The sequence below is a fragment of the Necropsobacter massiliensis genome (genome assembly GCF_000827595.2).
Taxonomy (GTDB): Bacteria; Pseudomonadota; Gammaproteobacteria; order Enterobacterales; family Pasteurellaceae; genus Necropsobacter; species Necropsobacter massiliensis.
Genome location: NZ_LN776183.1, coordinates 165,667 through 190,059, shown reverse-complemented (window position 1 = coordinate 190,059; position 24,393 = coordinate 165,667). Strand labels below are relative to the sequence as shown.

The following is a 24,393-nucleotide window of genomic DNA, read 5'->3' as shown; positions in this document are numbered from 1 at the left end:
GACAAAGAGAAATAGGGTGCGGTAAAATATAGGTGGTAGAAGTAATCTTCTGAAATGACTATTTGCCAAAATATCATTTTAGGAGGATTGTTATGAGAAATACTGCATGTATGTATCTTCGTCTTTCAAGAGAAGATGGAGACAGTAATGAAAGCAACTCTATTTCAAATCAAAGACAAATAATCAAATCTTATGCTAAAGAAAAGAGCATAGATCTATCTTATGAATATGTAGATGATGGATATAGTGGTTCTAATTTTGAGCGTCCAAATTTTAAGAATATGATTGATGACCTGAATAAAGGAAAGTTTTCTATCATTATGGTAAAAGACTTATCTCGTTTCGGCAGAGATTATATTGAGTCTGGAAAGTATCTGCAAAAGATATTTCCTGAAAAAGGTATTCGCTTTATATCTGTAAATGATAATTATGATAGTGATAATGCGGATGTTAGCGATACACATTTAATACTTCCTATTAGAAATTTTATCAATGACAGTTATTGTCGAGACATTTCTATGAAGGTGAAATCATCAAAAGAAGTGAAAAGGAAAAATGGCGAGTTTATTGGATCATTTGCTCCTTTTGGATATAAGAAAGATGATAAAAACAAACATCAGCTTGTAGTTGATACAGAAGTAGCTCATATTATTGAGCGAATATTTAATATGAAAATAGAGGGTTATTCCTCAAAGGCTATTGGCGACTTTCTAAACAGTATTGGAACAGTTACGCCATCAAAACATAAGGAAAATAATGGTGATAACTTCAATACTGGTTTTGTTGTGAAAAAAGCAAAATGGGATGCTAAGATGGTAAACCGTATTATTTCAAATAAAGTTTATATTGGTGTCTTGGAACAAGGAAAAACCACAAAGTTAAATTATAAATCAAAGCATGAAGTAGATGTTTCAAAAGAAGACTGGATTGCAATAGAAAATGCTCATGAAAACATAGTCTCAAAATCTATCTTTGCACTAGCAAACAAAATGCTACTTCGTGATGTGAAACACTCTAAAGATAAGCCATATATATTATCAGGGATGCTTTATTGTAAAGATTGTGGTAGTCCTATGATCAGGCGAAAAGTAAGAGACAAGACTTTCTACATTTGCTCTGAATATAACAATTCCGGAGAGTGTTCAAGACATAGTGTAAAAGAAGATTATGTTACTTATGCAACTATTCATGCACTAAATGAATATCTATCTAAGTACAATGAGCTGCTTAAAAAAGTTAGCGAAATAGATGTTTCAAAGTTTACATTAAAGGTTGATTTTGAGTCATTAAATGCAGAAAAAAGAAAGTATGAAAGACTTAGACAATCTCTTTATATGGATTTAGAAGAAGAACTTATAACTACTGAAGAATTTGAACGATTTAGAAAAAATTATCTTATTAAGATTAGGGAAATTGAGAAACAAATTATTGCAAAACAAAATATCGTAGATGAACTGAAAATGAAGATAAACGATAAAGGTAGTTTAGTTTCTGAGATAGTTCCTAATCCTGAAAGTTATGAACTGAATCGATTGTCTTTAGTGTCTTTTATAGATCGTATTGAGATTGGAGAGGATAATGCAATTAACTTTGTATTCAACAATATTGAAACAGTGAATCTGCTTCAAACGATTGTGGATAGTGATAAGGTTAAAGCTAATAACACACATAAGGCGAGACTAATATCAATGGGCAAGTTATTTGATGAGCATTTAGAAAGAGTTGAACCTAAGCTTGCAGTTGGAGGTGTTTGTTAATGGCAAGGACTTCCAAAAGATATATAAGAAAAAACGAAGAACAAGCACAAAAAATATTTTATAAAGCTGGAATATATACAAGATTATCCAGTGAAAGAAAAGAAGAGTGGCGTGAGAAATCATCGTCTATCGAAACCCAGGTGCTTTGTTGTAAAGAGTATGCTCTAAAGGAAAATATCAAAGTCGTAAATATTTACACAGACTATGAATATAGTGGAACAAATTTTGAAAGACCACAGTTTCAAGAGATGATGCAAGATATTCGTGAAAGAAGAATTAATTGTATTATTATAAGAGACCTATCAAGACTTGGAAGAGAATATCTTGAGATGGGAAGACTCATAGACAAGGTATTTCCATTCTTGGGAGTAAGGTTTATTTCTGTTAATGATAAAGTTGATACTGTTAAGGATTTAGATTCTAAGAAATCATTTGAAGTAACTCTTAAGAATATCGTCAACGATATGTATGCTAAAGACATTTCGGTAAAGATAAAGACAAGTAAGCACAATAGGGCAAGGAATGGATATTTTATTGGTTCTGTTCCACCTTATGGATATAAGGTAGTGAAATTAAAAGAGGGACAAAAGTTAGAAGTTGATGAGAATGTTAGATTCATTGTTGAAGAAATGTTCCGATTGACACTTGAGGGGAAAAGCCAATATGAGGTTGCAAAGCACTTTAATACTAAGGGCTATGCGACAGGAATGGTCTATTACAAAACAGGTAGAATTTATAGACAAGATGGTGATCCACAGTGGAATAAAGCTACTATTTCTAAAATGCTTACTAACAGAGCTTATACAGGCACTTTAGTACAAGGTGTTAAGCAACAAAATCTTGCAAAAGGAATAAAGCAACAGTATGTGGATGAAAGTCAGCATATTATATATGAAAATGCTCATGAACCTATTATCTCAAAAGAGGACTTTGAAAAAGTGCTGCAAGGACGAGCAGAGAGGTTAAAGAATAATGCTTTTGGTGCCGAAATGCATAACTTTGAGAGAGATTATGAGAATAGATATAAGGGATTGATTTTCAATAATGCAACAGGTAAGGAGCTTTACCGAAGAACCAGAATTTATGGAATAAACCATGATAGGCTTTATTACTCATTTCAAAATGATACTTGTACAGGCAAGATAGATAATGAAGTAAGAATATTTATTATGGAAAGAGAACTTGATAAAGCAATGTCTGAAAAGGTAGCAGAGTTTATTATTAAGGCTACAAGTAAGGCAAAGCTAATAGAAAGAGTTTCTAAAAGATTTTCTGAAAGCATAGATAAACTAAACGAAGGTATTTTAAAGCTTAAAACAAAGACTCAAAAGGAAGAGCTATTAATTCAAAAAGCTTATGAAGAATATAGCTTAGGTAAGATTGATAGAGAAGAATATAGCCTTAAAAGAGAGATTGCTCTTAGCCATATTGCAACAATCAATAATGAAGTTATTGCTATTGAAAAGGTTGTAAAAGACTTTGAAAGGGATAAGAAAACATCTATTAAGTGGATTAAAGATGTATTTTCGGCAAAAAAGGTTAAAAAATTACCAGCTGATTTAATTCGTAGCTTAGTGGAAAAGATAATTGTCTATGGCAATCATAACTTTGAAATAATCTTTAAATTTAATATGGATGGTTTGATGGGAGATGTGAAAGATGAGTAAAATTGCACTTTATATCAGATTATCTGTAGAAGATCAGATGAAGAAAGATGAGAGCGAAAGTATCATTAACCAAAGGTATTTCCTGAATGATTTTCTTGATAAAAATGATGAATTTAAAAGCTTCCAAAGAGAAGAATACATTGATGACGGATATACAGGAACAAATGAGAAAAGACCATCTTTTCAAAGAATGCTTGAAGAAGTTAAGAATGGAAAAATCAATGCAATCATTGTAAAAGACTTATCAAGGTTTATGAGAGATTACATTTCGCTTGGTGATTATCTGGAGAATATTTTTCCTTTTCTTGGTATTAGGTTTATTGCGATTAATGATGGTTATGATAGTGCTAAGGAAAAAGGAAATGGAACCGACCTGGATATTCAGTTTAAAGGTTTGTTATATGACTTCTATACAAAAGATATTTCGCAGAAAGTAAAGACAGTTACTACTGAACTTAAGAAGCAAGGAAAGTTTCTTGCATGGAGTCCACCATTTGGTTATATGAAAGATCTAGATGATAAGCACAATATTATCATTGATGATAAGACAGCTTGGATTGTGAGGAAGGTATATGACTTAGCACTTACAGGACTTGCATCAAGAAAGATTGCAGCAGTTATGAATGAAGAGAATATACCAACACCAAATGAGCGTAAAAAAGAGCTTACCAATATGGATTATGAATATAACATAGTGTCATCAGATACAAGAGATGCACCAACATGGACAAATGGTACAGTGGTAGATATTTTATCCAATGAAAATTACACAGGTACTTATGTCTTCAATATGCAAGAAAAGTCGGTATTGACTCCTGGTAGTTTTAAATTTAATCCTAAAGAAGAATGGGGTAGAGTTTATGACCATCATGAAGCTATTATCTCAAGAGAAGAGTTTGATAAGGTTCAAGAAATTAAAGAAAAGAATAGTTTCTTAAAAGGAAAGAATACTGATTACCCTTGGAGGACAAAATCGCCATTGCAAGGATTTGCAAGATGTCCTACTTGTAACCATATTCTTGGACTTACTCAATCAAAGTTTAAGCGACCAGATGGAAGTGTGAGAATACACAAGTATTTTCATTGTAGGATTTGCAAGTGTAATAATGTAGAACATAAAAACTCGAGAGTAGATAAGTTGGAGGAACAGGTGCTTGCACTTATTAAAGAGAAATATTGTGAAGTAGAAGTAAAACCCAAAGAAAAAATAAGTATTAAAGATATAGAGAAGAAGATAGAAAAGCTTCAAGCAAAGAAGATGTCTGATTTCGAAAAATATAAACTTGGAAAAATGACGAAAGTTAAGTTTGTAGAAAGTAAAAATCAGATAGATAATGAAATTAGTAAGTTAGAAGAAAAGATAAAACTATCTTCTAATGAAACAGAAGTAGTAACAGATAATGAACTTACACGAGAACTTATGGAAAAGTATGTTGAGTCAGTTATCTGTGAAGGTAGTATAGTTCAAAAAATCATATGGAAATAGACGCAAGAGGGAGTGAGAAATCACTCTCTTTTTGCTGTCTAAAAATAGACAATGTATTTTGTGTCAGTCGCTTGACACGAGAGGGAAGCGCTACATCAGGTAACGATCGTCATGAGCGACCGCGGCATTCCTGACGGCTATCGCCACATGCATGGTTTCGGTTCGCATACCTATAGTTTGATTAACGCCGACAACCAACGTTTCTGGGTCAAATTCCATTTCCGTACTCAGCAAGGCATTAAAAATCTGACCAATGCACAGGCGGCGGAACTTATTGCCAAAGATCGGGAAAGCAGCCAGAACGATTTATATCAGGCCATTGAGCGCGGCGACTTCCCGAAATGGACGCTGTTTATTCAGGTAATGCCGGAAGCCGATGCCGAAAAAGTGCCTTATCATCCTTTTGATTTAACTAAAGTATGGCCGAAAAAAGATTATCCGTTAATTGAAGTGGGAGAATTTGAGCTTAACCGAAATCCGGAAAACTTTTTCGCCGAAGTGGAACAATCCGCTTTTGCTCCAAGCAATTTGGTGCCCGGTATCAGCGTTTCGCCGGACAAAATGCTACAGGCGCGTTTATTCAACTATGCAGATGCGCAACGTTATCGTTTGGGGGTAAATTTCAACCAGATTCCGGTCAATGCGCCGCGCTGCCCGGTACACAGTAATCTGCGCGACGGCGCGGGTCGGGTTGACGGCAATTATGGCGGCGGTCCGCACTATGAGCCGAATAGCTTCGCCAAATGGCAGGAGCAGAAACACTATGCTGAACCGCCGTTAAAAATCAACGGTGATGCGGCGCACTGGGAATATGCCAACACCAACGATGATTACTTCGCCCAACCGCGCGCATTATTCCGTTTAATGACTGCGGCACAGCAACAGGCTTTGTTTGAGAATACTGCAGCGGCAATGGCTGATGCTTATGACTTTATCAAATACCGGCATATCCGCAACTGTTATGCCTGCGATCCCGCTTACGGCAAAGGCGTTGCTAGCGCACTGGGATTAACTCTTGAAGATGCCATAGCCGCTTATGATACCGATCCGGCACAGGGTTTTGCTCGGCTGATAAAAGTTGAACGTTAATCCAATCACAAATACACTCCGGGGCGTAAAACGCCCCTTATTTATCTTTAGTTTAAAATAATATTTTATTTATTTTCTCTTACTAAAATAAATATATTACCGCCACCAAAAAATCAAACTTAAAATAAAAATTAAAAACTTAATTAATCTTGCAAATAAACACCAAGAAAACCAAAACAAAACTCATTAAAAACATTTACATTCAATAAAAATATATCCTCACACAACCAAATAAATCGACACGCTTATTTTCCTAACAACATCGTTCCGTGAAACAATATTTCACCCAAAACAAAAAAAATAAATAACACACTGATAAACATAGTGTTTTTACACAATAAACAATGATTAATTAGGTATATAGCCTAAAGACGATTTGCATTTCTGTTATTTTTTTGTTAAGGTAATTTTACTTGCGCCATTCAATACTTTTAAATATTTTTATTTTTAACTTTAGGAGATTAATATCTAAATGTCAGTTAAATTATCCGTTAAAAATTTATATAAAATTTTCGGAGAGCACGAAGACGCTGCGTTTAAATTATTAGAAAAAGGCTCATCAAAAGAAGAGGTTTTTTCTAATACAGGTTCGACTGTCGCAGTAAATAATGTTTCTTTAGAAATTATGTCCGGTGAAATATTCGTAATTATGGGGCTGTCCGGTTCGGGAAAATCCACTTTAGTCCGATTATTAAATCGTTTGATCGAACCGACCAAAGGACATGTCTTTATTGATAACGACGATATTGCCGAAATGTCGGAACACGAATTAAGAGCGGTGCGCCGCAAACGGATAAGTATGGTATTTCAGTCTTTTGCGTTAATGCCGCACATGACTATTCTGGAAAATACCGCTTTTGGTCTGGAATTGTCGGGCATTTCGCTTAAAGCGCGCCAGCAAAAAGCGCTTGATGCGTTAAGCCGAGTTGGTTTGGAGGCTTACGCCGATTCTTATCCGTCGGAACTGTCCGGCGGTATGCAGCAGCGAGTCGGTCTGGCACGAGCATTAGCCAATGATCCAGAGATCCTGTTAATGGATGAGGCATTTTCGGCGCTTGACCCACTCATCCGCACCGAAATGCAGGATGAGTTGTTGCGTTTACAAGAAAATTCGGACCGCACTATTGTGTTTATTTCCCATGATTTAGACGAAGCGATGCGCATCGGTAACCGAATCGCAATTATGCAGAACGGTCAGGTGATTCAGGTCGGTCAGCCGGACGAGATTTTACAAAATCCGGCAAATGATTACATTCGTTCGTTTATTCAAGGCGTTAATGTCTCCAATGTGCTAACGGTGAAAGACATCGCTAGCAAACGGCATTTATTGGATATCGTACAGAAAACCGACAATGAAAAACCGCATGTGGCACTCAAATTGCTGGAACAGCACGAACGCGATTTTGCCGTCGTGTCGGATCGGCGCGGCGTATATCAAGGCATGGTTTCCGTGGACTCGCTACAGCAAGCAAAACGCAACAAACAATTGCTTGCGGACAGTTTCATTGACATAACGGCATTAACGCCGGACAGTTTAATCGGCGATATTATCAGCGACGTCGCGCAGGCACCCTGCCCGCTTCCGATTGTTGACCAACACGGACGTTACTACGGTGTGATCACCAAAGTGAAAGTATTACAAACATTAGATAGAAGGACTGAATAATGACAACGGAAAACGCAGCAAATACAGATGCTTGGGACAGTATGACGCAAACCGCGTCGCAAACGGACGCCGCCGGCTGGCTGAGCGCGCCGGAGCAGACAACGCAATTCGACTGGCTGCACCCTTTTAATGACACCCTGCTCCCCTTCGGTCATTGGGTGGAAACGGCAATCAATTGGCTGGTTACGCATTTAAGAGGATTCTTTCTGATGATCAGCGCACCGATTGATTCTATTTTAACCTTATTTCAATCGTTATTTAATTCATTACCGCCGACAATCATGCTGTTGTTACTGACCTTGATCGTATGGCAAATTTCTACATTCCGCCTGGCGGTGCTGACATTAATATCCATGCTTATCATCGGTGCGGTCGGCGCATGGGATGAATTAATGGTCACGCTGGCGTTAGTGCTGACCTCCGTGTCATTTTGTTTACTCATCGGTCTGCCGATGGGAATTTGGATGGCGCGCTCACAGCGGGTTTCCGCCGTAATCAAGCCGATTCTTGACGCCATGCAGACAACCCCGGCATTTGTATATTTAGTGCCAATCGTGATGTTATTCGGTATCGGTAACGTACCCGGCGTAGTCGTCACCATTATCTTCGCCCTACCACCGATTATCCGCTTGACCATCTTGGGGATCCGTCAAGTACCGGAATCCTTGATTGAAGCAGCCAACGCCTTTGGTGCAAACCGTAAACAGTTACTGTATAAAGTGCAGTTACCGTTAGCCATGCCGTCAATTATGGCGGGGATTAACCAAACCTTAATGCTGTCATTATCTATGGTAGTAATCGCTTCCATGATTGCCGTCGGCGGTTTGGGGCAAATGGTGTTGCGCGGTATCGGGCGACTTGATATGGGACAAGCGGCGACCGGCGGATTAGGGATCGTATTAATGGCGATCATTCTCGATCGTTTAACTCAGAAAATCGGTGAAAATCTGCAAAATGCAAAACGCCAGCGTTGGTATCAACGCGGTCTTATCGGACTGTTCGTACGCGATAAATCCTAACGCAACCGTCACATCAACCGATTAATTCAACTGACGGCATTGCTTACCGAATATCATTATATAAGGAGAAAATATGTTACATAAAACAACAATCACCGCACTCACTCTTTTTTCCGTTTGCGCGGCAGCCTCTGCACAAGCGACCGACACCGTTATTCAACCGATTCAAAGCACGATTGCAGAAGAAACATTTCAAACAGTATTGGTTTCCAAAGGTCTGGAAGCGTTGGGCTATCAGGTGAACGCCCCTAAAGAAGTGGACTATAACGTTGCCTATGCCTCGGTTGCCAACGGTGACGCCACTTTTCTCGCGATCAACTGGAGCCCGCTACATGATGATAAATATGAAAAAGCTGGTGGCGACAACGCGTTTTACCGTCAAGGTGTTTATATCAATAATGCGGTACACGGCTATTTAATCGATAAAAAAACCGCGGACAAATACGGTATTACCAATATCGGGCAGCTCAAAGACCCGAAAATCGCCAAATTGTTCGACCATGATGGCGATGGCAAAGCCAACTTAACCGGCTGTAATCCAGGTTGGGGCTGCGAACGCGCCATTAATGAGCATTTCGATATTTATCAACTGGGCAACACTATTGAACACGATCAAGGCAACTATTCCGCATTGATCGCCAACACCATTGCCCGTTATCAAAACGGCGACCCGGTGCTGTATTACACATGGACGCCTTATTGGGTTAGCGGCGTGTTGCTACCCGGCAAAGATGTCGTCTGGCTTGAAGTGCCGAAAGAAACCGCACCCGGCAAAACAGCGCCAAATAATACCGCACTTGCAAACGGCAAAGACTATGGTTTCACCATGAATACTATTAATATTATCGCCAATAGAGCCTTTGCCGAACAGCATCCGGACGCTGCGAAACTATTTTCTTTAATGCGGCTGCCGCTCAGCGATATTAATGCGCAGAATATGGCAATGCGTCAGGGACAGAATTCAACGAAAGATATTGAACGCCATGTAAACGGCTGGATTAAAGCCCATCAGGCGGAATTCGATAACTGGATCGCGCAAGCCAAGGCGGCGAAAAAATAATCTATGCACCCGTAATCAAATAAGCATAACGGTGTTTGCCGTTATGCTTATTGTTTATCCTACCGCCGCAATGCCGTAGCGGATTAATTGCCGATCCGTCGGTTGATACTATCGGCGAACATACCGATACTGACGGCAAAATAATTCGATTTATTCCAATCCAGAATAGTACGGAAATTATTCGATACTAAGAAAGCCCGCCCCACATCGCGATCCGGTCGAACCAGCCACAATGGCGCTGAAGAAAGTGCGGTCAGTTTTTCCTGTTCTTGCATTGTCGGCGATTTCAGCATAATGCCAAGCGCCTGCCAATCCTGCCATGAACGGGCTTTGCCTGGTTCCGTGCCGGACAGATTGAGATCCACATATTGCGTCAGCGTCACTTCCACGCCCCAAGGTAATTGATCGTTCCAGCCGACAGTATGCAGATAATTGGCGATAGAAGCAAAAACATCATAATGATTGCGCCAAATGTCTTTTTCGCCGTCATTATTGCCGTCCGCCGCATAGCTTAAATAAGAACTCGGCATAAACTGCGTCTGTCCCATTGCGCCCGCCCAAGAACCGAGCATTTTCTCACGCCGGATATGATCGCGCTCTAGCATTTTCATCGCAGCGATAAATTCCCGGCTGAATAACGCCTCGCGCCGACCGTCAAAGGCAAGCGTTGCCAGCACCGACAACACATCATAATTGCCCTGATAATAGCCGAAGCTACTTTCCATGCCCCACAATGCCAACAGATAAGCCTTTTGTACGCCAAAACGCCGGCTGGCATTTTCCAGCTGCGGCAACTGTTCCCAGTAGCGTTCTTCGGCAACATCCACTTTGTTGGCGGTCAATACCCGATTCAGATAATTGGTTACCCCGTTCGGATTGGACAGCGGCGGCAAATTCGGATCCCGGCGCTTAATTCTGCCCGCCTGTTGTTGGTCCAGATCCACCGCCTTTTGAATATAACGAATATTATTCTGTTCATTCAGCACCGTAACCGACACGCCCTGCCCTGCGGCTTTTGCTTTTAAAAACTGCACATAATCATCAAAATACTGTAATGTCCGCGGTTTATCGTAGGCGGTGGCACCGTCAATCGGCATTACCCGTGCATTATGCGCACTGCCCGCGCAACCTGCCAATATCAGCACTGTCGCGCATAATGAAAATTTAATTTGCCGTTTAAACATTCTGCTTTCCTTATCAATTTAATCATCATGCCGCCATAACAGCCGCATAACAAGCCTAAAAAATTATTTGCGTAAAAAGCGATACACCACTTGCAACAGCCATAACGGTAATAAGCGTGGAATAACACGTAAGGCAAACACGCTCAGCCCCGCTACAATTCCCTGCATGTTCAAGCGACGTTTCAGCTTAAATAAATTCCACTCGCACTTTGCCTGTGCCAGCCCGCGGCGGCGTCCGACCATACCGTTGCCGACCCGCGCATATACCAGAATATCTGCCAGATTAGCGACTTGCTGCGGGTATTTCGCCACCAAATTGATCCATAAATAATAATCTTCCTGCAAATCCTGATAACCGCCCGCCGCCAATACCGCAGATTTTTTATACGCCACCGTCATGTGGTTGAACGGACAGCGCCGGCGGGTAAACGCCACAATATCCGCAGCATCCGTCGGTACTCGGCGATAACTGACAATATCTTGCATATCCGTTCCAAACTCGGCAATCTGACCGCCCACAATCACACTGTCGGGATGTTGGCGGATAAAAGCCGCCTGTTTTTCGAAACGTTGCGGTTGGCAAATATCATCGGTATCCATACGCAATACCCATTCGTTGACACAATGTTGCAATCCCTCATTTAACGCCTTGCCCAAACCGCGGTTTTGCGCCAGTCTGACGATTTTCAGCGGTAATAATTCTTGATAATGTTGCACCGCACTTTCCAGCGCCGGTGTGAGTGCGCCGTCAAACACCAAAACAATTTCATCCGCCGGCAGAGTTTGTGTTTTCAAACTTTCAAGACATTCGCTCAAATATTGCGGATTTTCTTTAATATATAAAGACATTAATACGGAAAATTTCATTAGATAAACCTTTTCAAATTAATCGCCAGCTTCGGCGAAATCAATATGATGAGTGCCGCCGCCAGTAATGTGATACTGCGGTTTAGTTTGAACATGGCAAAATAATATTTCGCCGCGCGACGCGATAAATTCATCATATTCGGGTACGCCAGCATATATTGCGCATTCAGAGCAAAGTTTTTACGCTGCGTTGGTGTCGTCACATATTTTTCGGCAATCACCGCAATGGCGTGTTCAGTATTCGTCGTATTGGTCGACACGCTGGAACGGCGGGTATGAAAAGTGCAGCGACTCAGCGGCAAATCCACATACAGCGGCGTGAAACTGTCATCACAAACCAGTTTCAGTACAAACTCATAATCTTCCAGCGATAATAAATCCGTCGATAATCCGCCGACTTTCATAAACAACGCCTTCGTCAGCCCCAGCATCGGCATACCGCCGATCTTATTGGCGCGCAGAATATTATCCAGCGTGAGCTCGCGCACATCCTGATAAGGATGAGTAAAATAGGTAAACCGTTCATTCACCATCAGACATTCTGCCGGATGATACACAAAATTGACCGCTGGCTGCGCAGCAATCGCTTGTGCCAGCACCTCGCATTTGTTATCAGCAAAACGATCATCATCGTCTAAAAACAGCAGCCAGTCGTATTTTGCCTGCTGCACACCGATATTGCGACTGCGCGCCGCCCCTTGGTTGACGGCATTGCGAATAATATTGACCGAAAACGGATAGGATGCGGTCAACTCAACCGCCTGCGTCGAACAATCGTCAACAATAATGACTTCAAAATTATAGCGGGTTTGCCGCTGCAAACTGTCCAGTAGCGCGGGAATTTCGGTATTGCGGTTATAAGACGGCACAATAATACTAAACATCAGCGGTTTTCCTCATTCTTAAACAACACGCGGTATTTGCCCTGTTTGCCGAATAAAGACAATAACATCAGCAGCATCAGCATAATGCCCGGAAAGGCATACGTATCCGCTTTAATATTCAGCACCGACAGTATCAACAAGGTGGACAGGGTAAACAGCCGACTGCCGTCAAACCAATTCAGCGCGATTCTATGCACAAAATACGCGGTAAACAGAAAACATACCAGCACATTCAGCACACCGCCGTACAGTGCCTGCCGTAAAAAGCCGCTGTCGGTGCCGCCGTAATATTTGCCTTGCGGCGTCACATAATAGCCGTCACCGAACAGCAGCTGGCGCCATTGCGGTATAAATAAATGTTTTTGCATCAGCGTATCGGTGGAGGAACTGGTTAAACCGCGGTGATTTAATATATTGATCAACGGTTCCAACGCATGCGCCACATAGCGATTGTCGGCATAATTCAGCGCCAAAAATACACACAGCCCGGCAAACAGCAACAACGCTGGAATATAGCGCCACTTAAAATACAAAGCGATACTAACCACCGAGAGTAGCAAAAAAGTGCGGCCGGAAATCAGCCCGATACATAACAGCAGAAATAAAAACACTGCACTGATAGTATTGTGCCGTTGATTGTACGCCAGCAGAAAATGCAACAACATCAAATAAAAAGCGCTCAACTGGAAAAATGCCGCCGACGTAATATTGTACAGACGGTATTCCTGCTCCGAACCGTAAAATCGCGGCAACGGCACATGGACGGACAATGCAAGCTCAATGACAAACGGCAGCCCCGCCAAGGCAAGAAAACCAATCGACGCCTGCACACCGATACCGATTTTCAAATCGCGCAGCATGCTTGCCTGAGCGCCCGCACCTATATAAAACAGATTATAAATACCTACAGCAAAAACGAATAAAATCAAGGTTTTGCTATATTGCATAAGCACAGAAAAATCCTGTGTGCCATGTACCAGCAATGGAACAAAATTGAATAGCAGCAGCGCGATAATTACAGCGAAACTGTCCAGCGGAACAACAATACCGTGCGGCAGTCGGTTGCGATACCAGCGATACGCCAAATAAAGCCATGCCGCCGCACCACAAAAAAACGCCATACGGAAAACATGAAACAGCCATGGGTCATACAAATAAAACAAATTGAACAGTGCGGACATGCGTTATTTTCCTAAATTTCGTTTAACCGCCAACACTTTTTTTGCCGGATATTTGATGAGTTTCTGCCATATATTATGCTGTAATGAACCGCGCAACGTTTCCAGATTGCTGGTAAGCGCTGGATTTTCGATGACCAGCAGCGGACGAATCACGCCCACCGCCAGCTTAAAGGCATCACCGAACAGAATATAATCGTCCGCCAGCCAGAATGGGCGCGCGTATTGCGGCGCCAGAAAAGCTTTCAACGCCGATTTTTTAATCAAGTAAGCGACCGTGCCGGCAAAATAATTACGGTAAGGATAAGCATAACGCCGCTGACTGCCGGCAAGCGGCTTGCACAAACAGGCAAAGGTGGTCGGGTAATTGATTTCCAGCTCCCAGTGATGGAAAGCGGGAATTTTAGACTGTCCGATCAAAATAATCTCGGTGCCAAGCCGCTGGCGCAAAATGCAATCCAGATTCGGCTGAAAATCCGGCGCAAACAAAGCATCGTCCTCACAGATCAGACAATATTCGTTTTCTGCAATCGTGTTGTCTTGCTCAATCAGTCGATACACCGCCAGATGACTTAGGGTGCAGCCAATTTCGCCCTTTGTCACCGCTCTGCCGTAACGCTGGGCGAATCTATCCGCATCAAAAAGTGCGGTCAATTTTTCGTCCGTTTCCGCCATCGTGTTAATTGCACTGAACACATGGAAATCCTGCGTATCGGGCTGCGCGAAAAACAGCTCGCGACGATGACTGTCTTTATCCAGAGAAATCAGATATTTTTTCATGTATATTCCTACTTGCCACTTGCTTTGCAACAAGCTAAACCACTTTTTTGTCTCGGCAATGCAATTACGGCGACTGCCTGACCGGAAATTTATAATAATACAATACAGAAATCAGCAGACGGGTTAGACTCGCGCCGATTAGCGCATAACCTACGCCATACAGCCCCTGCTCCTTAAACCAGAAAAACAGGCTAACCAGCACCGCAATCGACACCAGCTGGCGGGTAAACAGCAGTACCTGTTTGCCCAGAATCAACATATTCTGCGACAACACCCATGATAATCCCGCTAAAATCGAATTGATAATAAACAACAGTAATGCCGGTGCCGCCGGCGCATAGCGCGCGCCGAAAAAGAAGGTCACCACCGGTTCAGCTAAAAACGGCACCAGCGCCACTGCACCGATGCTCATGGCGGCAATCAGCAATAGCACCGGTTTAATTCGGTTGAAGTTATTCAGCAACCCGGAATAATAATAATCCGCCAGCATATTGATAAACTTGGTCAGCAACGCGTCAAAGGCGATACATACCGTATAAAGCCCCAACGTGTAATTTCCCATTAAAGAAACAATCAAAAATTTATCCAAATTCACCGTCGTGGCGCCGAACGTCTGTAATAAATTCTGCTTGATCCAGTTTTTACTAAAAAAGCCGATATCAATATCGGTAATCTCATTTTCGCGTTTGAATTTCGCTTCAATTTTTGCCAGATAATATATACAGCACAAGGCCTGCACGGCAGTCAGCCCAGTCAGCAAATAAACCGCCACGGCGATATGTTGCTCGCCGAACAGCACATAATATGTGCCGTACAGTAACACGGCCAAAATCGGCTGTTGCAACGACAGCAGGCGATAAATGCCCAGATTGGCGTCGATTTTGCTATTTTCCAGCGTAATGGTTAATACTGCGGTGAGCACCACATTAAATACAAACAGCGCATTCAAATTCGTAATATTAAACAGGCACAGGGCGATAATAGCGACCAGTCCGGCGATAATCAGAAAGCTGACGAAATAATAGCGCCAGCGCTCGTATTGTTTATGGCGCATGCACAGCGCCAAAGCAAACCCCACACCGCCGGCGCCCACCGTGACCACATAGGTGACCGCAGTCACGAACAATTGAAATGCGCCGCGCTCGTCCACCGTTAAGAGGCGCGCCAGCAAAAAGGAACTCACCATTGTCAGCCCGGTGCTAACGATAGTGACCAACAGCAAGCTGAGCAGATTGCGATGATTACCGTTCATATTGTGTTGCAAAATCAATATCTTTCGTCCATTGATTGTAATAACCGGAATTTTTACCGTAAGAATTATCACACACCTGATTCGGCAATTCCAACAGACAGGAAAAAATATGCCCGTGCAGACGGCTGGTGATCACGCTGTCATAGCGGATAAATTCCGCTCTCGCCCGCTCGATCACATCCCACGTATGCCGATACCACAGAGTATTGACCTTATTTTTCAGAAATGCCAAATGCAGCTTATTGGCAATCCGCGCCAGACGACCGCACAGCAGTTCATAGTTGACATCTTGTTCGGTTAAAATATCGTCCCAGTCTTTCACCGCGGCATCCGGCGGCAATGTTGCCCGAATCTCTTGTTCCAGCTGGCTGGCTTCAATATCTTTTCTTAAAAAATAAAGCGGTTTTTCTGCCGGATTTTGCACCGCACTTTTTTCTTTCGGGCTTAATACGCCGTACAGCTGATGCGCCATATCCGGCGATAAAAAGACCTTATCGGAAAATTTCTGCCGCATAAGCTCAAATGTTGCCGTATCACGCGCGAACAAATAACAGTCCTGATGGGCAGAAAAAATCGCCGCCGATTTCTCCAACGCGTTTTGGTCGGCAAAATGCGCGGTTTGCGGCAATACAATAATCCGATTGTGCGGAAACGCCGTGACCAGCTCTTCACGCAAGCGCTGAATCGAGGGGTACAAATCACCGAAATTGCCGCCACCATGGCATAATAACGTGGTGTTCGGGTTCACATATTTTTTTATTTCAGCAAGATTAAAACTCTGCAAACAACGGCGCAGACGAATATTAACCGCATAATCTTTAAAAAAAGTTTCGGTGCCGGCATAAATCAGCAGATCACCGACATTCAAATGCAACGGATAATCAAAATACAGCACATCGTTTTTATCGATAATCAAGGCAAGAATTTTTTTCAATTCCTGCTTCAGGGAAACTAATACGTCATTCATTTTTCAACCCGTTTACTCTCTAATAGAAGGCTTGTGCCAAAGGAGGGCATTTTAAAGCATAACGTTCGTATGCTTAAGCATCTTTACAAAATATTATAAGCGCTTTATGCTTGCGCCCTAATATTCACAACTTTTAGTTTGACAACGGACTATTCCGATAGTTCTTTATCGACAAGGTATAACCCTATGTATGCACTGACAAAATTTCTTACTGCCTTAGTTCTTCCGCCGTTTAACGTTTTACTTTTATGGCTGCTGGCAGTATTGTTCGGTTACCTGGACTATAAAAAATTCAGTTACGCCTGTAGCCTGTTCGGTATCCTGATTTTATATATTTTCAGCATTCCCTACACCGCGCAAAAGCTGCAAAACAGCCTGCTGATTGCAGATAACCTGACGCTTGACGATTACAAATCCGCGCAGGCTATTGTGGTACTGGGCGGCGGGCTGCGCGACAGCAAAGAACTGTTCGGCACTCTTGCGGTTCCGCCGATTCCGTTGGAACGCTTACGCTACGCCGCTTATTTATATCATCAAACCCGGTTACCGATTCTAATCAGCGGCGGCAACCCGAACGGCAATTCAGAAGCCAAAATTATGGCGAACGAACTGCAAACCTTCTTTCAAACACCGACCCAATGGCAGGAAAAGCAATCGCACACCACCGCGGAAAACGCCCGTTTTACCCATGATATACTGGCAAAAGAAAATATTCACCGCATTATTTTGGTGACCAATCAATGGCATATGCAGCGCGCAAAACTGCTGTTTGAAAAACAAGGCTTCGAGGTCTTACCGGCAAGTGTCGGCGAGGGCGTCACGCCGGATTATTACCCGCTCAACCTAATGCACTTTATCCCGCAAGCAAGCGCCATGCCAGCCAATATGCAAGCACTGAAAGAATGGCTAGGCTATTGGAAAGAAAAAATAGTTTAACGCTATCCCGCCATTTCGCTTTTGATTCCCCATAACAATTCCTCCTCTTTCCTAAAGAGGGGGAAGGGGAGATTCCAAAAAAGTTCAGGGAGATTCAAGAAAACCTAACCGATAAAAAAAGTGCGGTTAAAAAACACAGAGAATTTTAACCGCACTTTATCAGACTGAATTAGACATATTTAAACACTGATTGCATCGTTTTAACCGATAACCAAGCATACTGCAATTATTGAAAAAATCGCTAAATCAAACATCCTCATTCCCATCCCTCTCATTTTTCTCATTTCCCCTTCATTCTTATTCCCCCTCTTTCCTAAAGAGGGGCTAGGGGAGATTCAAAAAGTTCAAGGAGATTCAAAAAGCTCAAGGAGATTCAGAAAACCTAACCGATAAAAAAAGTGCGGTTAAAAAACACAGAGAATTTTAACCGCACTTTATCAGGCTAGATTAGGATTACCATTGATAACCCACGCCGACGGAACCGCCCACGTCGCCTTGCGTATTGGCATTACCCTGTAGTTTCAGGATAACTTTGCCGTTATCGCTGGCGCGAGAATAGCCCACCGCTACGGCGCTTTGACCTTTGAAGGTACCTGCCGACGCCGCTACCATGGATTTACCCGGAATATAGACCTGCGGTAAACCTGCTGCGGCGTTGGCACCGGCGATACCTGCGCGCAGATCTTTATTGTTACGGTTGATCCGGTTATACACATCGCCCATGCTTTGTTTCAGCTGGCTGACGTTCACCGCGTCGGTGTCTGCCGTGCCGCCTTTCACGTTATGGATTTGGCGCGCTTCACCGTTATTACCGGCAATACTGATACCGCTCTTGTCAGATGAGATCGTTGTTGCATTATCGCCGCTGCCGATTTTAACCGTATCAAATGTCGGGTTCATGGAGGTAGCAATCGCCACATCCTTGCCTTTGCGAGTGATCTCGATATTGTTACCGGCATTAATATTCACCGTATTACCGGCTTTGACTTTCGATGCCTTAGTATCGCTGCTGTCGGTCACTTTACCGCTGCTGCCTTCAACTTTGGTCGAATGCAGATTCCAGCTGACATTGTTTACCGTATTGGCAACTGTCGTCGCATTCACTACGCTTGAACCGTCGGTCGGTGCCGCCACTGTGCCGTTGTCGTTAACGGTCAGATTGGTCGTTTTAACGTCATAAGAAACCGTTGTTACGCCGTCTTTGGTGGTCACGTTTGCCGCAGTGCCGTTACCGTTCACATAATTCACGCTGTCGCCCGGATTAATCAGCGAAGTGCTACCATCGGTATTGGTTGTTCGCCAGCCGCTGTTGTTAATCGCGTTGATTACATCGCCGGTGGTGGCAATCTTAGTCGGCGTAATATCGCCGGATGCCACGCCGGTGGTGGAATTGGTGGTGATATTGCCGGTATCTACGTTATAAGTTACGTTCGTACCGTTCACTACCGCAACAGTACCTGTGCCGTTATTAAAGCTGACAGTTTGATTGCCGACGGTGGTCGCGTTGGCATCGTCATTATTGCCGGTCAGTTTCCATTTCACCGATTCCGTCGCATTGGCGATATTATTGTTAATATTGGTAATGTTTTCTTTCAGCTGATCCACATTCACCGCATCGGTGCCATTCGTGCCGGCAGATACATTGGTGATTTGGTTGCCGCCCATATCCACAGTCGAGTTAGCCGCGACGCTAAAGTTATTCACTTTGGTATCGCCAGTCACATTTAAATTCTTAAAGGTGACGTTTTCTTTTGTCGCATAGGTATAAGTCACATTGCCGTTGGCATCAACGCTTTGGCTGACTTGCATATTATCACCCGCTTCAAAATTCACCGCTTTACCCGGATTAATCACGGTTTCGTTTGCACCGCCAGTCGCCGTGGTTGAGTTGGTGATCCAACCGGAATTGTTAATCGCATTAACCACATTGGTTGCATTAACAAAGTTGGAGCCGTCAGTGTTGTCCGCTACTTTCACCGTACCGTTCGGATTTGTGGTGACATTACCGGCCAAGGCGTTTTTCACATTGGTGGTATTCACGCTCAAGTTCACAGAACCATCGGTATTATTAGTGATGCTGACAGATTTATCGCCGGAAACTAAATTCACATCAAAGCTCACATTTGCACCGCTGACATTGGATTTCGTACCAACACCGTTGACAAAGTTCACCTGATCGCCGAATTTAATCTGTGCGGTTTCACTGCCGGCGTTATTACCGACTTTCCAATAACCGCCATTTACCGCATTGATAATATCGGTAACCGTCGCGAAACCGTCATTACCCGCCACTAAAGACCCGTTGGTGGTGTTATTAAACGAGCCGGTTTTCACCGATAAATCGTAAATAGTCTGACCGTTGGCACCGGTAGAATTGGTGACGTTTACGGTTTGATCTTTAGAGGTTACTTCGGTCTTCGCCGCCGCAACCGATGAATTCAACTGATCTAAATTCACCGCATCCGTACCGTTGGTGCCGGCTTTTACATTAGTGATTTGCGTATCGCCTGCATCAATGCCGGTAGAATTAATGGTGACATTGCCGACTTTAACGCTGTCAAATGTGGAATTCATATTCGTCGCGATAGAAATCTTATTCGCAGACTGGGTCACATTAATATTTTTACCCGCGTCAATCGTCACCACTTCACCGGCTTTAATCTGTTCTTCCGTTGTACCTGTCACATTACCATCAGATTTTGAGGTCGTCAGATTCCAAGACACATTATTTACCGTATTGACGATATCGCCCACAGTCGCCACTTTATTTTCATCACCGCTTTTCGCCGCTGCCGTACCATTGGCATTGACTTGTGAACCGCCGGTGATTACTTCCAATTTGCCAGTGGTGCTGTTGGTGTTAATGGTTGTACCGTCGGTGTTGACCGCTAAATCATAAATATTCGCACCAGTTGTGGTGTTTTGTGACACATTGACTGTCACGGATTTATCTTTTGAGGTCACTTCTTCTTTCGACGCCGCCACGGATTTATTTAACTGATCCAGATTCACCGCATCTGTGCCATTGGTACCCGCTGTTACGTTGGTAATTTGGGTATTACCTGCATCAATGCCGGTAGAATTAATGGTGACATTACCGACTTTAACGCTGTTAAAGTTTACGTCATCAGTGGTAGAAAGATTAAATGTCGTACCGTTTTGTGCAATCTTGATATTTTTACCTGCGTTGTAAGTCACGGTTTCACCGGCTTTCACTTTGGCAGTGGCATTGCCTTCAACCTCGCCGTTAGTACCATCAACTTTACCCGCAATGGCATTCCAAGACACATTGTTAATGGTGTTAACAATATCGCCGATTGTCGCTACGTCCGTAATATTGCTACCGTCCGTCACTTTCGCTGTGCCGTTACTATTGGTGGTGGTATTACCGCTCACAACTTCCAATGCACCGGTAGAACTATTGGTATTAATTGTTTTACCGTCGGTATTAACCGCTAAATCAAAAACATTTGAACCATTTGCATTTTGGGTAACATTAACTTTAATGGACTTGTTATTTGAAGTCACCTCTTCTTTCGATGCTGCCACCGAAGAATTTAACTGGCTGACATTCACCGCATCTGTTGCATTGGTACCTGCCGTCACGTTAGTAATTGTAGTGTTACCCGCATCAATACCGGTAGTGGAGTTAATTGTTACATTGCCCACTTTCACACTGTTAAAGCTCACATCATCTTTTGTGGCATAAGTAAAGGTACCGTTTTCCTGTTTCACTTTCAGGTTTTTACCTGCTTGGAATTTCAGGGTTTCGCCAGCTTTCACTTTATATTCAGACTTGCCTTTTTGATCTTCAAAATCAGTGCTATCACTGCCAATTGTCGCTACAAAGGAAGCGTTGTTAATCGCATTGGTAACGGTAGTGGCATTCACCAGATTTGAACCGTTTCCGTTAGTATCAACTGCTACAGTGCCGTTATCGTTTACCGTCAAATTCGTGGTATTAGCAACAATTTTATCACCGTCAGTTTTAATGGTGGAATTATCCACATTAACGCTGTAAGACACATTGGAGACTGTGCCGTTTTTGGTAACAGTCACATTCGCCACGGTATTGGTGCCGTTAACAAAATTAATCTGATCACCGGCTTTTACATCATCGACTTTAGTGCCGCTGTTATCGCCCAGCTTCCAAGACACATTGTTAATAGTGTTAACAATATCACCGACTGTTGCCACGCTACTTGAGTTGCTGCCATTCGCTACCGCAGCAGTACCGTTACTATTGGTTGTGGTATTACCGGTGACCACTTCCAGTTTGCCGGTTGTGCTGTTGCTATTAATGGTTGTTCCATCCGTCAGCACTTCAACATTATAAATTGTCTGCCCCTTATCACCGATCGAACTGGTAACATTGACAGTATTATTATTTGAAGTCACTTCGGTTTTGGTTGCATTTAACTGACTCAAATTTACCGCATCCGTTGCATTGGTGCCGTTGGATACATTAGTGATCGTCGTATTGCCCGCATTGATACCAGTTGAGTTAATACTTACCGGTCCAACGGTTAAGGTGTCGTTAACGGTCACGTTGGTAAATGTCGGCGTCGCACTGACAGAGTAAGTGAAATTCTGTCCGTCTTGCTTGATCACCATATTATCTCCGGCTAACAAGGTAACCATTTCACCGGCTTTAACCTGTTCCTCAGATTGAGTACCTGTTTGAGTACCTGTACCGTTAGTACCGGAAGTAATATTCCAAGACACATTGTTAATAGTGTTAACAATATCACCAACTGTTGCCACACTGCTTGAGTTGCTGCCATTCGCTACTGTGGCAGTACCGTTGCTATTGGTTGTAGTATTACCGGTTACCACTTCCAGTTTGCCGGTTGTGCTATTGCTATTAATGGTTGTTCCATCCGTCAGTACTTCAACATTATAAATTGTCTGACCTTTATCACCGGTCGAACTGGTCACATTAACGGTCTTATTATTTGAAGTCACTTCAGTTTTGGTCGCATTTAACTGACTCAGATTTACCGCATCCGTTGCATTGGTGCCGTTGGATACATTGGTAATAGTCATATTACCTGCATTGATACCATTGTCCTTATCAATCGTCACATTGCCGACAGTAACGTTATCAAAACTCACATTATCTTCTGTTGCATAAGTAAACGTACCGTTTTCCTGTTTCACTTTCAGGTTTTTACCTGCTTGGAATATCAGGGTTTCGCCGGCTTTCACGGTATAGTTGGATTTACCATCCTGATTAGCAAAAGTAGTCGTATTGGTGCCGATTGTCGCTACAAATGAAGCATTGTTAATCGCATTGGTAACGGTAGTGGCATTTACCAGATTTGAGCCGTCACCACCAACGTTTACAGTGCCGTTGCCATTCACCGTTAAATTAGTTGTATTTGCAGTAATGTTGCCGTCAGCACCAGTTTTAATGGTAGAATTATCCACCTTCACGCTATAAGACACATTGGATACTGTGCCGTTATTAATCACATTTGATACAGTATTAGTACCGTTAACAAAGTTCACCTGATCCCCAGCTTTTACATCATCAACTTTAGTACCGCTATTATCGCCCAGTTTCCAAGACACATTATTCACATAATCCGTCAAATTATTCGCAACAATATACAGCTGTGAACCGTTAATGGCTTCAGTAGAATCTGCTGTGATATTACCTGCCGCGACATTGATGATTTTACGTTCATCGTCTTTCGCGCCGACACTGACATATTCGCCGGAATCCACGCTGGTGCCGGCAAATCCAGTATAAGTAATATTATTTACTGTTGCGGTAGTACAAGCGACCACGGAAGCATCGCCTTGGGAAGCATTACCTAAAATAACCGAATCGGCAGTCGTTGCATTGACATTGTTACCCAACACGCTAGTATTTTGCGCCGCTGAAGCGATAGTATTGTTGTTACCCATTGCACTGGAATTACTACCAGATACATTATTGCTGCTACCAATAGCAATAGACTGTGTTCCCGAAGCCTTCGTCTCCGTACCAATAGCAATACTACTTTCGCTGCTCGCACTGGCGTTATAACCTTGCGCAATGGCGCTTTCCCCGCTTGCATTTGCCTGATTACCAAGTGCAATTGCACTTTCACTACTCGCATTGGAAGAATAGCCACCGGCAAAAGAATAATCACCACTTGCATTTGAATTACTACCCACAGCTGATGAATAATTTGCAGAGGCATTGGCATTGCCGCCCAATGCAGCGGAATAATTCGCCGAAGCATTGGCATTTGCACCCAGCGCTGCCGATTGAATACCGCCGGCTTTAGCTTGACTACCGACCGCTGTTGAATAATTCGCACTAGCTTTAGCATAATAACCCATGCTTACTGCACTATCTCCGGTCGCTGCGCCTTGATAACCGATATTTACCGCACCGGTACCGGTGCTGTTACCGGCAAGCGCAATGGAAGAATTCCCCGTCGCATTGGCTTGATTACCAATCGCAACTGCATTATCGCCATCGGCATTGGTATGAATACCAAATGCCAATGCGCCGCCTTTACTGCCGGAATTAGCTGAGTTGTTCGCATTAGTTTTTGCATTATAACCAACCGCAATATCATCATTCATTGTGGCATTTGCCAATTCA

15 protein-coding genes and 1 pseudogene are annotated in these 24,393 nt (G+C 43.0%); 8 read left to right on the top strand and 8 right to left on the bottom strand.

Annotated features, from left to right (window positions below; all coding sequences use genetic code 11):
* Nucleotides 1-92: 92 nt before the first annotated feature.
* From BN3349_RS04760 to proX, 7 genes and pseudogenes are all read left to right on the top strand, one after another.
* Nucleotides 93-1,757: a recombinase family protein gene (locus BN3349_RS04760; protein WP_040976222.1), complete on the top strand. Its 1,665-nt coding sequence runs from the start codon at nt 93-95 to the stop codon at nt 1,755-1,757.
* Nucleotides 1,757-3,424 carry a recombinase family protein gene (locus tag BN3349_RS04755; RefSeq protein ID WP_040976221.1) on the top strand — a complete coding sequence of 556 codons (1,668 nt, stop codon included), beginning with the start codon at nt 1,757-1,759 and terminating at the stop codon, nt 3,422-3,424. The genes BN3349_RS04760 and BN3349_RS04755 overlap by 1 nt, the downstream gene beginning before the upstream one ends.
* Entirely contained in the window at nt 3,417-4,910 is a 1,494-nt protein-coding gene (locus tag BN3349_RS04750; protein ID WP_040976220.1) for a recombinase family protein, read from the top strand. The genes BN3349_RS04755 and BN3349_RS04750 overlap by 8 nt, the downstream gene beginning before the upstream one ends.
* An 84-nt stretch (nt 4,911-4,994) precedes the next feature.
* Nucleotides 4,995-5,999, top strand: a pseudogene (locus tag BN3349_RS04740) (catalase); the annotation flags it as partial.
* 472 nt (nt 6,000-6,471) lie between these two features.
* Nucleotides 6,472-7,665, top strand: coding sequence for a glycine betaine/L-proline ABC transporter ATP-binding protein ProV (gene proV / locus BN3349_RS04735; RefSeq protein ID WP_040976219.1), 1,194 nt, complete (start codon nt 6,472-6,474; stop codon nt 7,663-7,665).
* Nucleotides 7,665-8,684 (top strand): glycine betaine/L-proline ABC transporter permease ProW, encoded by a 1,020-nt coding sequence (gene proW / locus BN3349_RS04730; RefSeq protein ID WP_040976218.1) that lies wholly within the window; start codon nt 7,665-7,667, stop codon nt 8,682-8,684. Before proV ends, proW begins: the two co-directional genes overlap by 1 nt.
* 73 nt (nt 8,685-8,757) lie before the next feature.
* Nucleotides 8,758-9,744, top strand: a complete 987-nt coding sequence (proX, locus tag BN3349_RS04725; RefSeq protein WP_040976217.1) for a glycine betaine/L-proline ABC transporter substrate-binding protein ProX — start codon at nt 8,758-8,760, stop codon at nt 9,742-9,744.
* 83 nt (nt 9,745-9,827) lie between these two features.
* On the opposite strand, the gene BN3349_RS04720 is transcribed toward proX, so the two are convergent.
* From BN3349_RS04720 to BN3349_RS04690, 7 genes are all read right to left on the bottom strand, one after another.
* Nucleotides 9,828-10,928: a lytic murein transglycosylase gene (locus BN3349_RS04720; RefSeq protein ID WP_040976216.1), complete on the bottom strand. Its 1,101-nt coding sequence runs from the start codon at nt 10,926-10,928 to the stop codon at nt 9,828-9,830.
* 63 nt (nt 10,929-10,991) lie between these two features.
* Nucleotides 10,992-11,795 (bottom strand): glycosyltransferase family 2 protein, encoded by an 804-nt coding sequence (locus BN3349_RS04715; protein WP_040976215.1) that lies wholly within the window; start codon nt 11,793-11,795, stop codon nt 10,992-10,994.
* On the bottom strand, nt 11,795-12,679 hold the full coding sequence (locus BN3349_RS04710; protein ID WP_040976214.1) for a glycosyltransferase: 885 nt from the start codon (nt 12,677-12,679) through the stop codon (nt 11,795-11,797). The genes BN3349_RS04715 and BN3349_RS04710 overlap by 1 nt, the downstream gene beginning before the upstream one ends.
* Entirely contained in the window at nt 12,679-13,860 is a 1,182-nt protein-coding gene (locus tag BN3349_RS04705) for a hypothetical protein (RefSeq protein WP_040976213.1), read from the bottom strand. Before BN3349_RS04705 ends, BN3349_RS04710 begins: the two co-directional genes overlap by 1 nt.
* A gap of 3 nt (nt 13,861-13,863) precedes the next feature.
* Nucleotides 13,864-14,637, bottom strand: a complete 774-nt coding sequence (locus BN3349_RS04700) for a glycosyltransferase family 25 protein (protein WP_040976212.1) — start codon at nt 14,635-14,637, stop codon at nt 13,864-13,866.
* Nucleotides 14,638-14,701: 64 nt separating this feature from the next.
* Nucleotides 14,702-15,889, bottom strand: coding sequence for a lipopolysaccharide biosynthesis protein (locus tag BN3349_RS04695; protein ID WP_040976211.1), 1,188 nt, complete (start codon nt 15,887-15,889; stop codon nt 14,702-14,704).
* Nucleotides 15,879-16,856 carry a polysaccharide pyruvyl transferase family protein gene (locus tag BN3349_RS04690; RefSeq protein ID WP_032108837.1) on the bottom strand — a complete coding sequence of 326 codons (978 nt, stop codon included), beginning with the start codon at nt 16,854-16,856 and terminating at the stop codon, nt 15,879-15,881. Before BN3349_RS04690 ends, BN3349_RS04695 begins: the two co-directional genes overlap by 11 nt.
* 186 nt (nt 16,857-17,042) lie before the next feature.
* Here BN3349_RS04690 and BN3349_RS04685 point away from each other — a divergent pair, with 186 nt between their 5' ends.
* Nucleotides 17,043-17,792, top strand: a complete 750-nt coding sequence (locus tag BN3349_RS04685) for a YdcF family protein (protein ID WP_040976210.1) — start codon at nt 17,043-17,045, stop codon at nt 17,790-17,792.
* A gap of 453 nt (nt 17,793-18,245) precedes the next feature.
* Here the strand turns inward: BN3349_RS04685 and BN3349_RS04680 are convergent, their stop codons facing one another.
* Complete coding sequence (locus BN3349_RS04680; RefSeq protein ID WP_040976209.1) at nt 18,246-24,374, bottom strand: YadA-like family protein; 6,129 nt, start codon at nt 24,372-24,374, stop codon at nt 18,246-18,248.
* Nucleotides 24,375-24,393: the final 19 nt, after the last annotated feature.

Coding starts and splice junctions, on each gene's coding strand:
- BN3349_RS04715 (WP_040976215.1), bottom strand. CDS start 11,795: ATGAAATTTTCCGTATTAATGTCTTTATATATTAAAGAAAATCCGCAA.
- BN3349_RS04700 (WP_040976212.1), bottom strand. CDS start 14,637: ATGAAAAAATATCTGATTTCTCTGGATAAAGACAGTCATCGTCGCGAG.
- BN3349_RS04680 (WP_040976209.1), bottom strand. CDS start 24,374: ATGAATGATGATATTGCGGTTGGTTATAATGCAAAAACTAATGCGAAC.
- BN3349_RS04760 (WP_040976222.1), top strand. CDS start 93: ATGAGAAATACTGCATGTATGTATCTTCGTCTTTCAAGAGAAGATGGA.
- BN3349_RS04750 (WP_040976220.1), top strand. CDS start 3,417: ATGAGTAAAATTGCACTTTATATCAGATTATCTGTAGAAGATCAGATG.
- BN3349_RS04720 (WP_040976216.1), bottom strand. CDS start 10,928: ATGTTTAAACGGCAAATTAAATTTTCATTATGCGCGACAGTGCTGATA.
- BN3349_RS04755 (WP_040976221.1), top strand. CDS start 1,757: ATGGCAAGGACTTCCAAAAGATATATAAGAAAAAACGAAGAACAAGCA.
- proX (WP_040976217.1), top strand. CDS start 8,758: ATGTTACATAAAACAACAATCACCGCACTCACTCTTTTTTCCGTTTGC.
- BN3349_RS04705 (WP_040976213.1), bottom strand. CDS start 13,860: ATGTCCGCACTGTTCAATTTGTTTTATTTGTATGACCCATGGCTGTTT.
- BN3349_RS04690 (WP_032108837.1), bottom strand. CDS start 16,856: ATGAATGACGTATTAGTTTCCCTGAAGCAGGAATTGAAAAAAATTCTT.
- proW (WP_040976218.1), top strand. CDS start 7,665: ATGACAACGGAAAACGCAGCAAATACAGATGCTTGGGACAGTATGACG.
- proV (WP_040976219.1), top strand. CDS start 6,472: ATGTCAGTTAAATTATCCGTTAAAAATTTATATAAAATTTTCGGAGAG.
- BN3349_RS04685 (WP_040976210.1), top strand. CDS start 17,043: ATGTATGCACTGACAAAATTTCTTACTGCCTTAGTTCTTCCGCCGTTT.
- BN3349_RS04695 (WP_040976211.1), bottom strand. CDS start 15,889: ATGAACGGTAATCATCGCAATCTGCTCAGCTTGCTGTTGGTCACTATC.
- BN3349_RS04710 (WP_040976214.1), bottom strand. CDS start 12,679: ATGTTTAGTATTATTGTGCCGTCTTATAACCGCAATACCGAAATTCCC.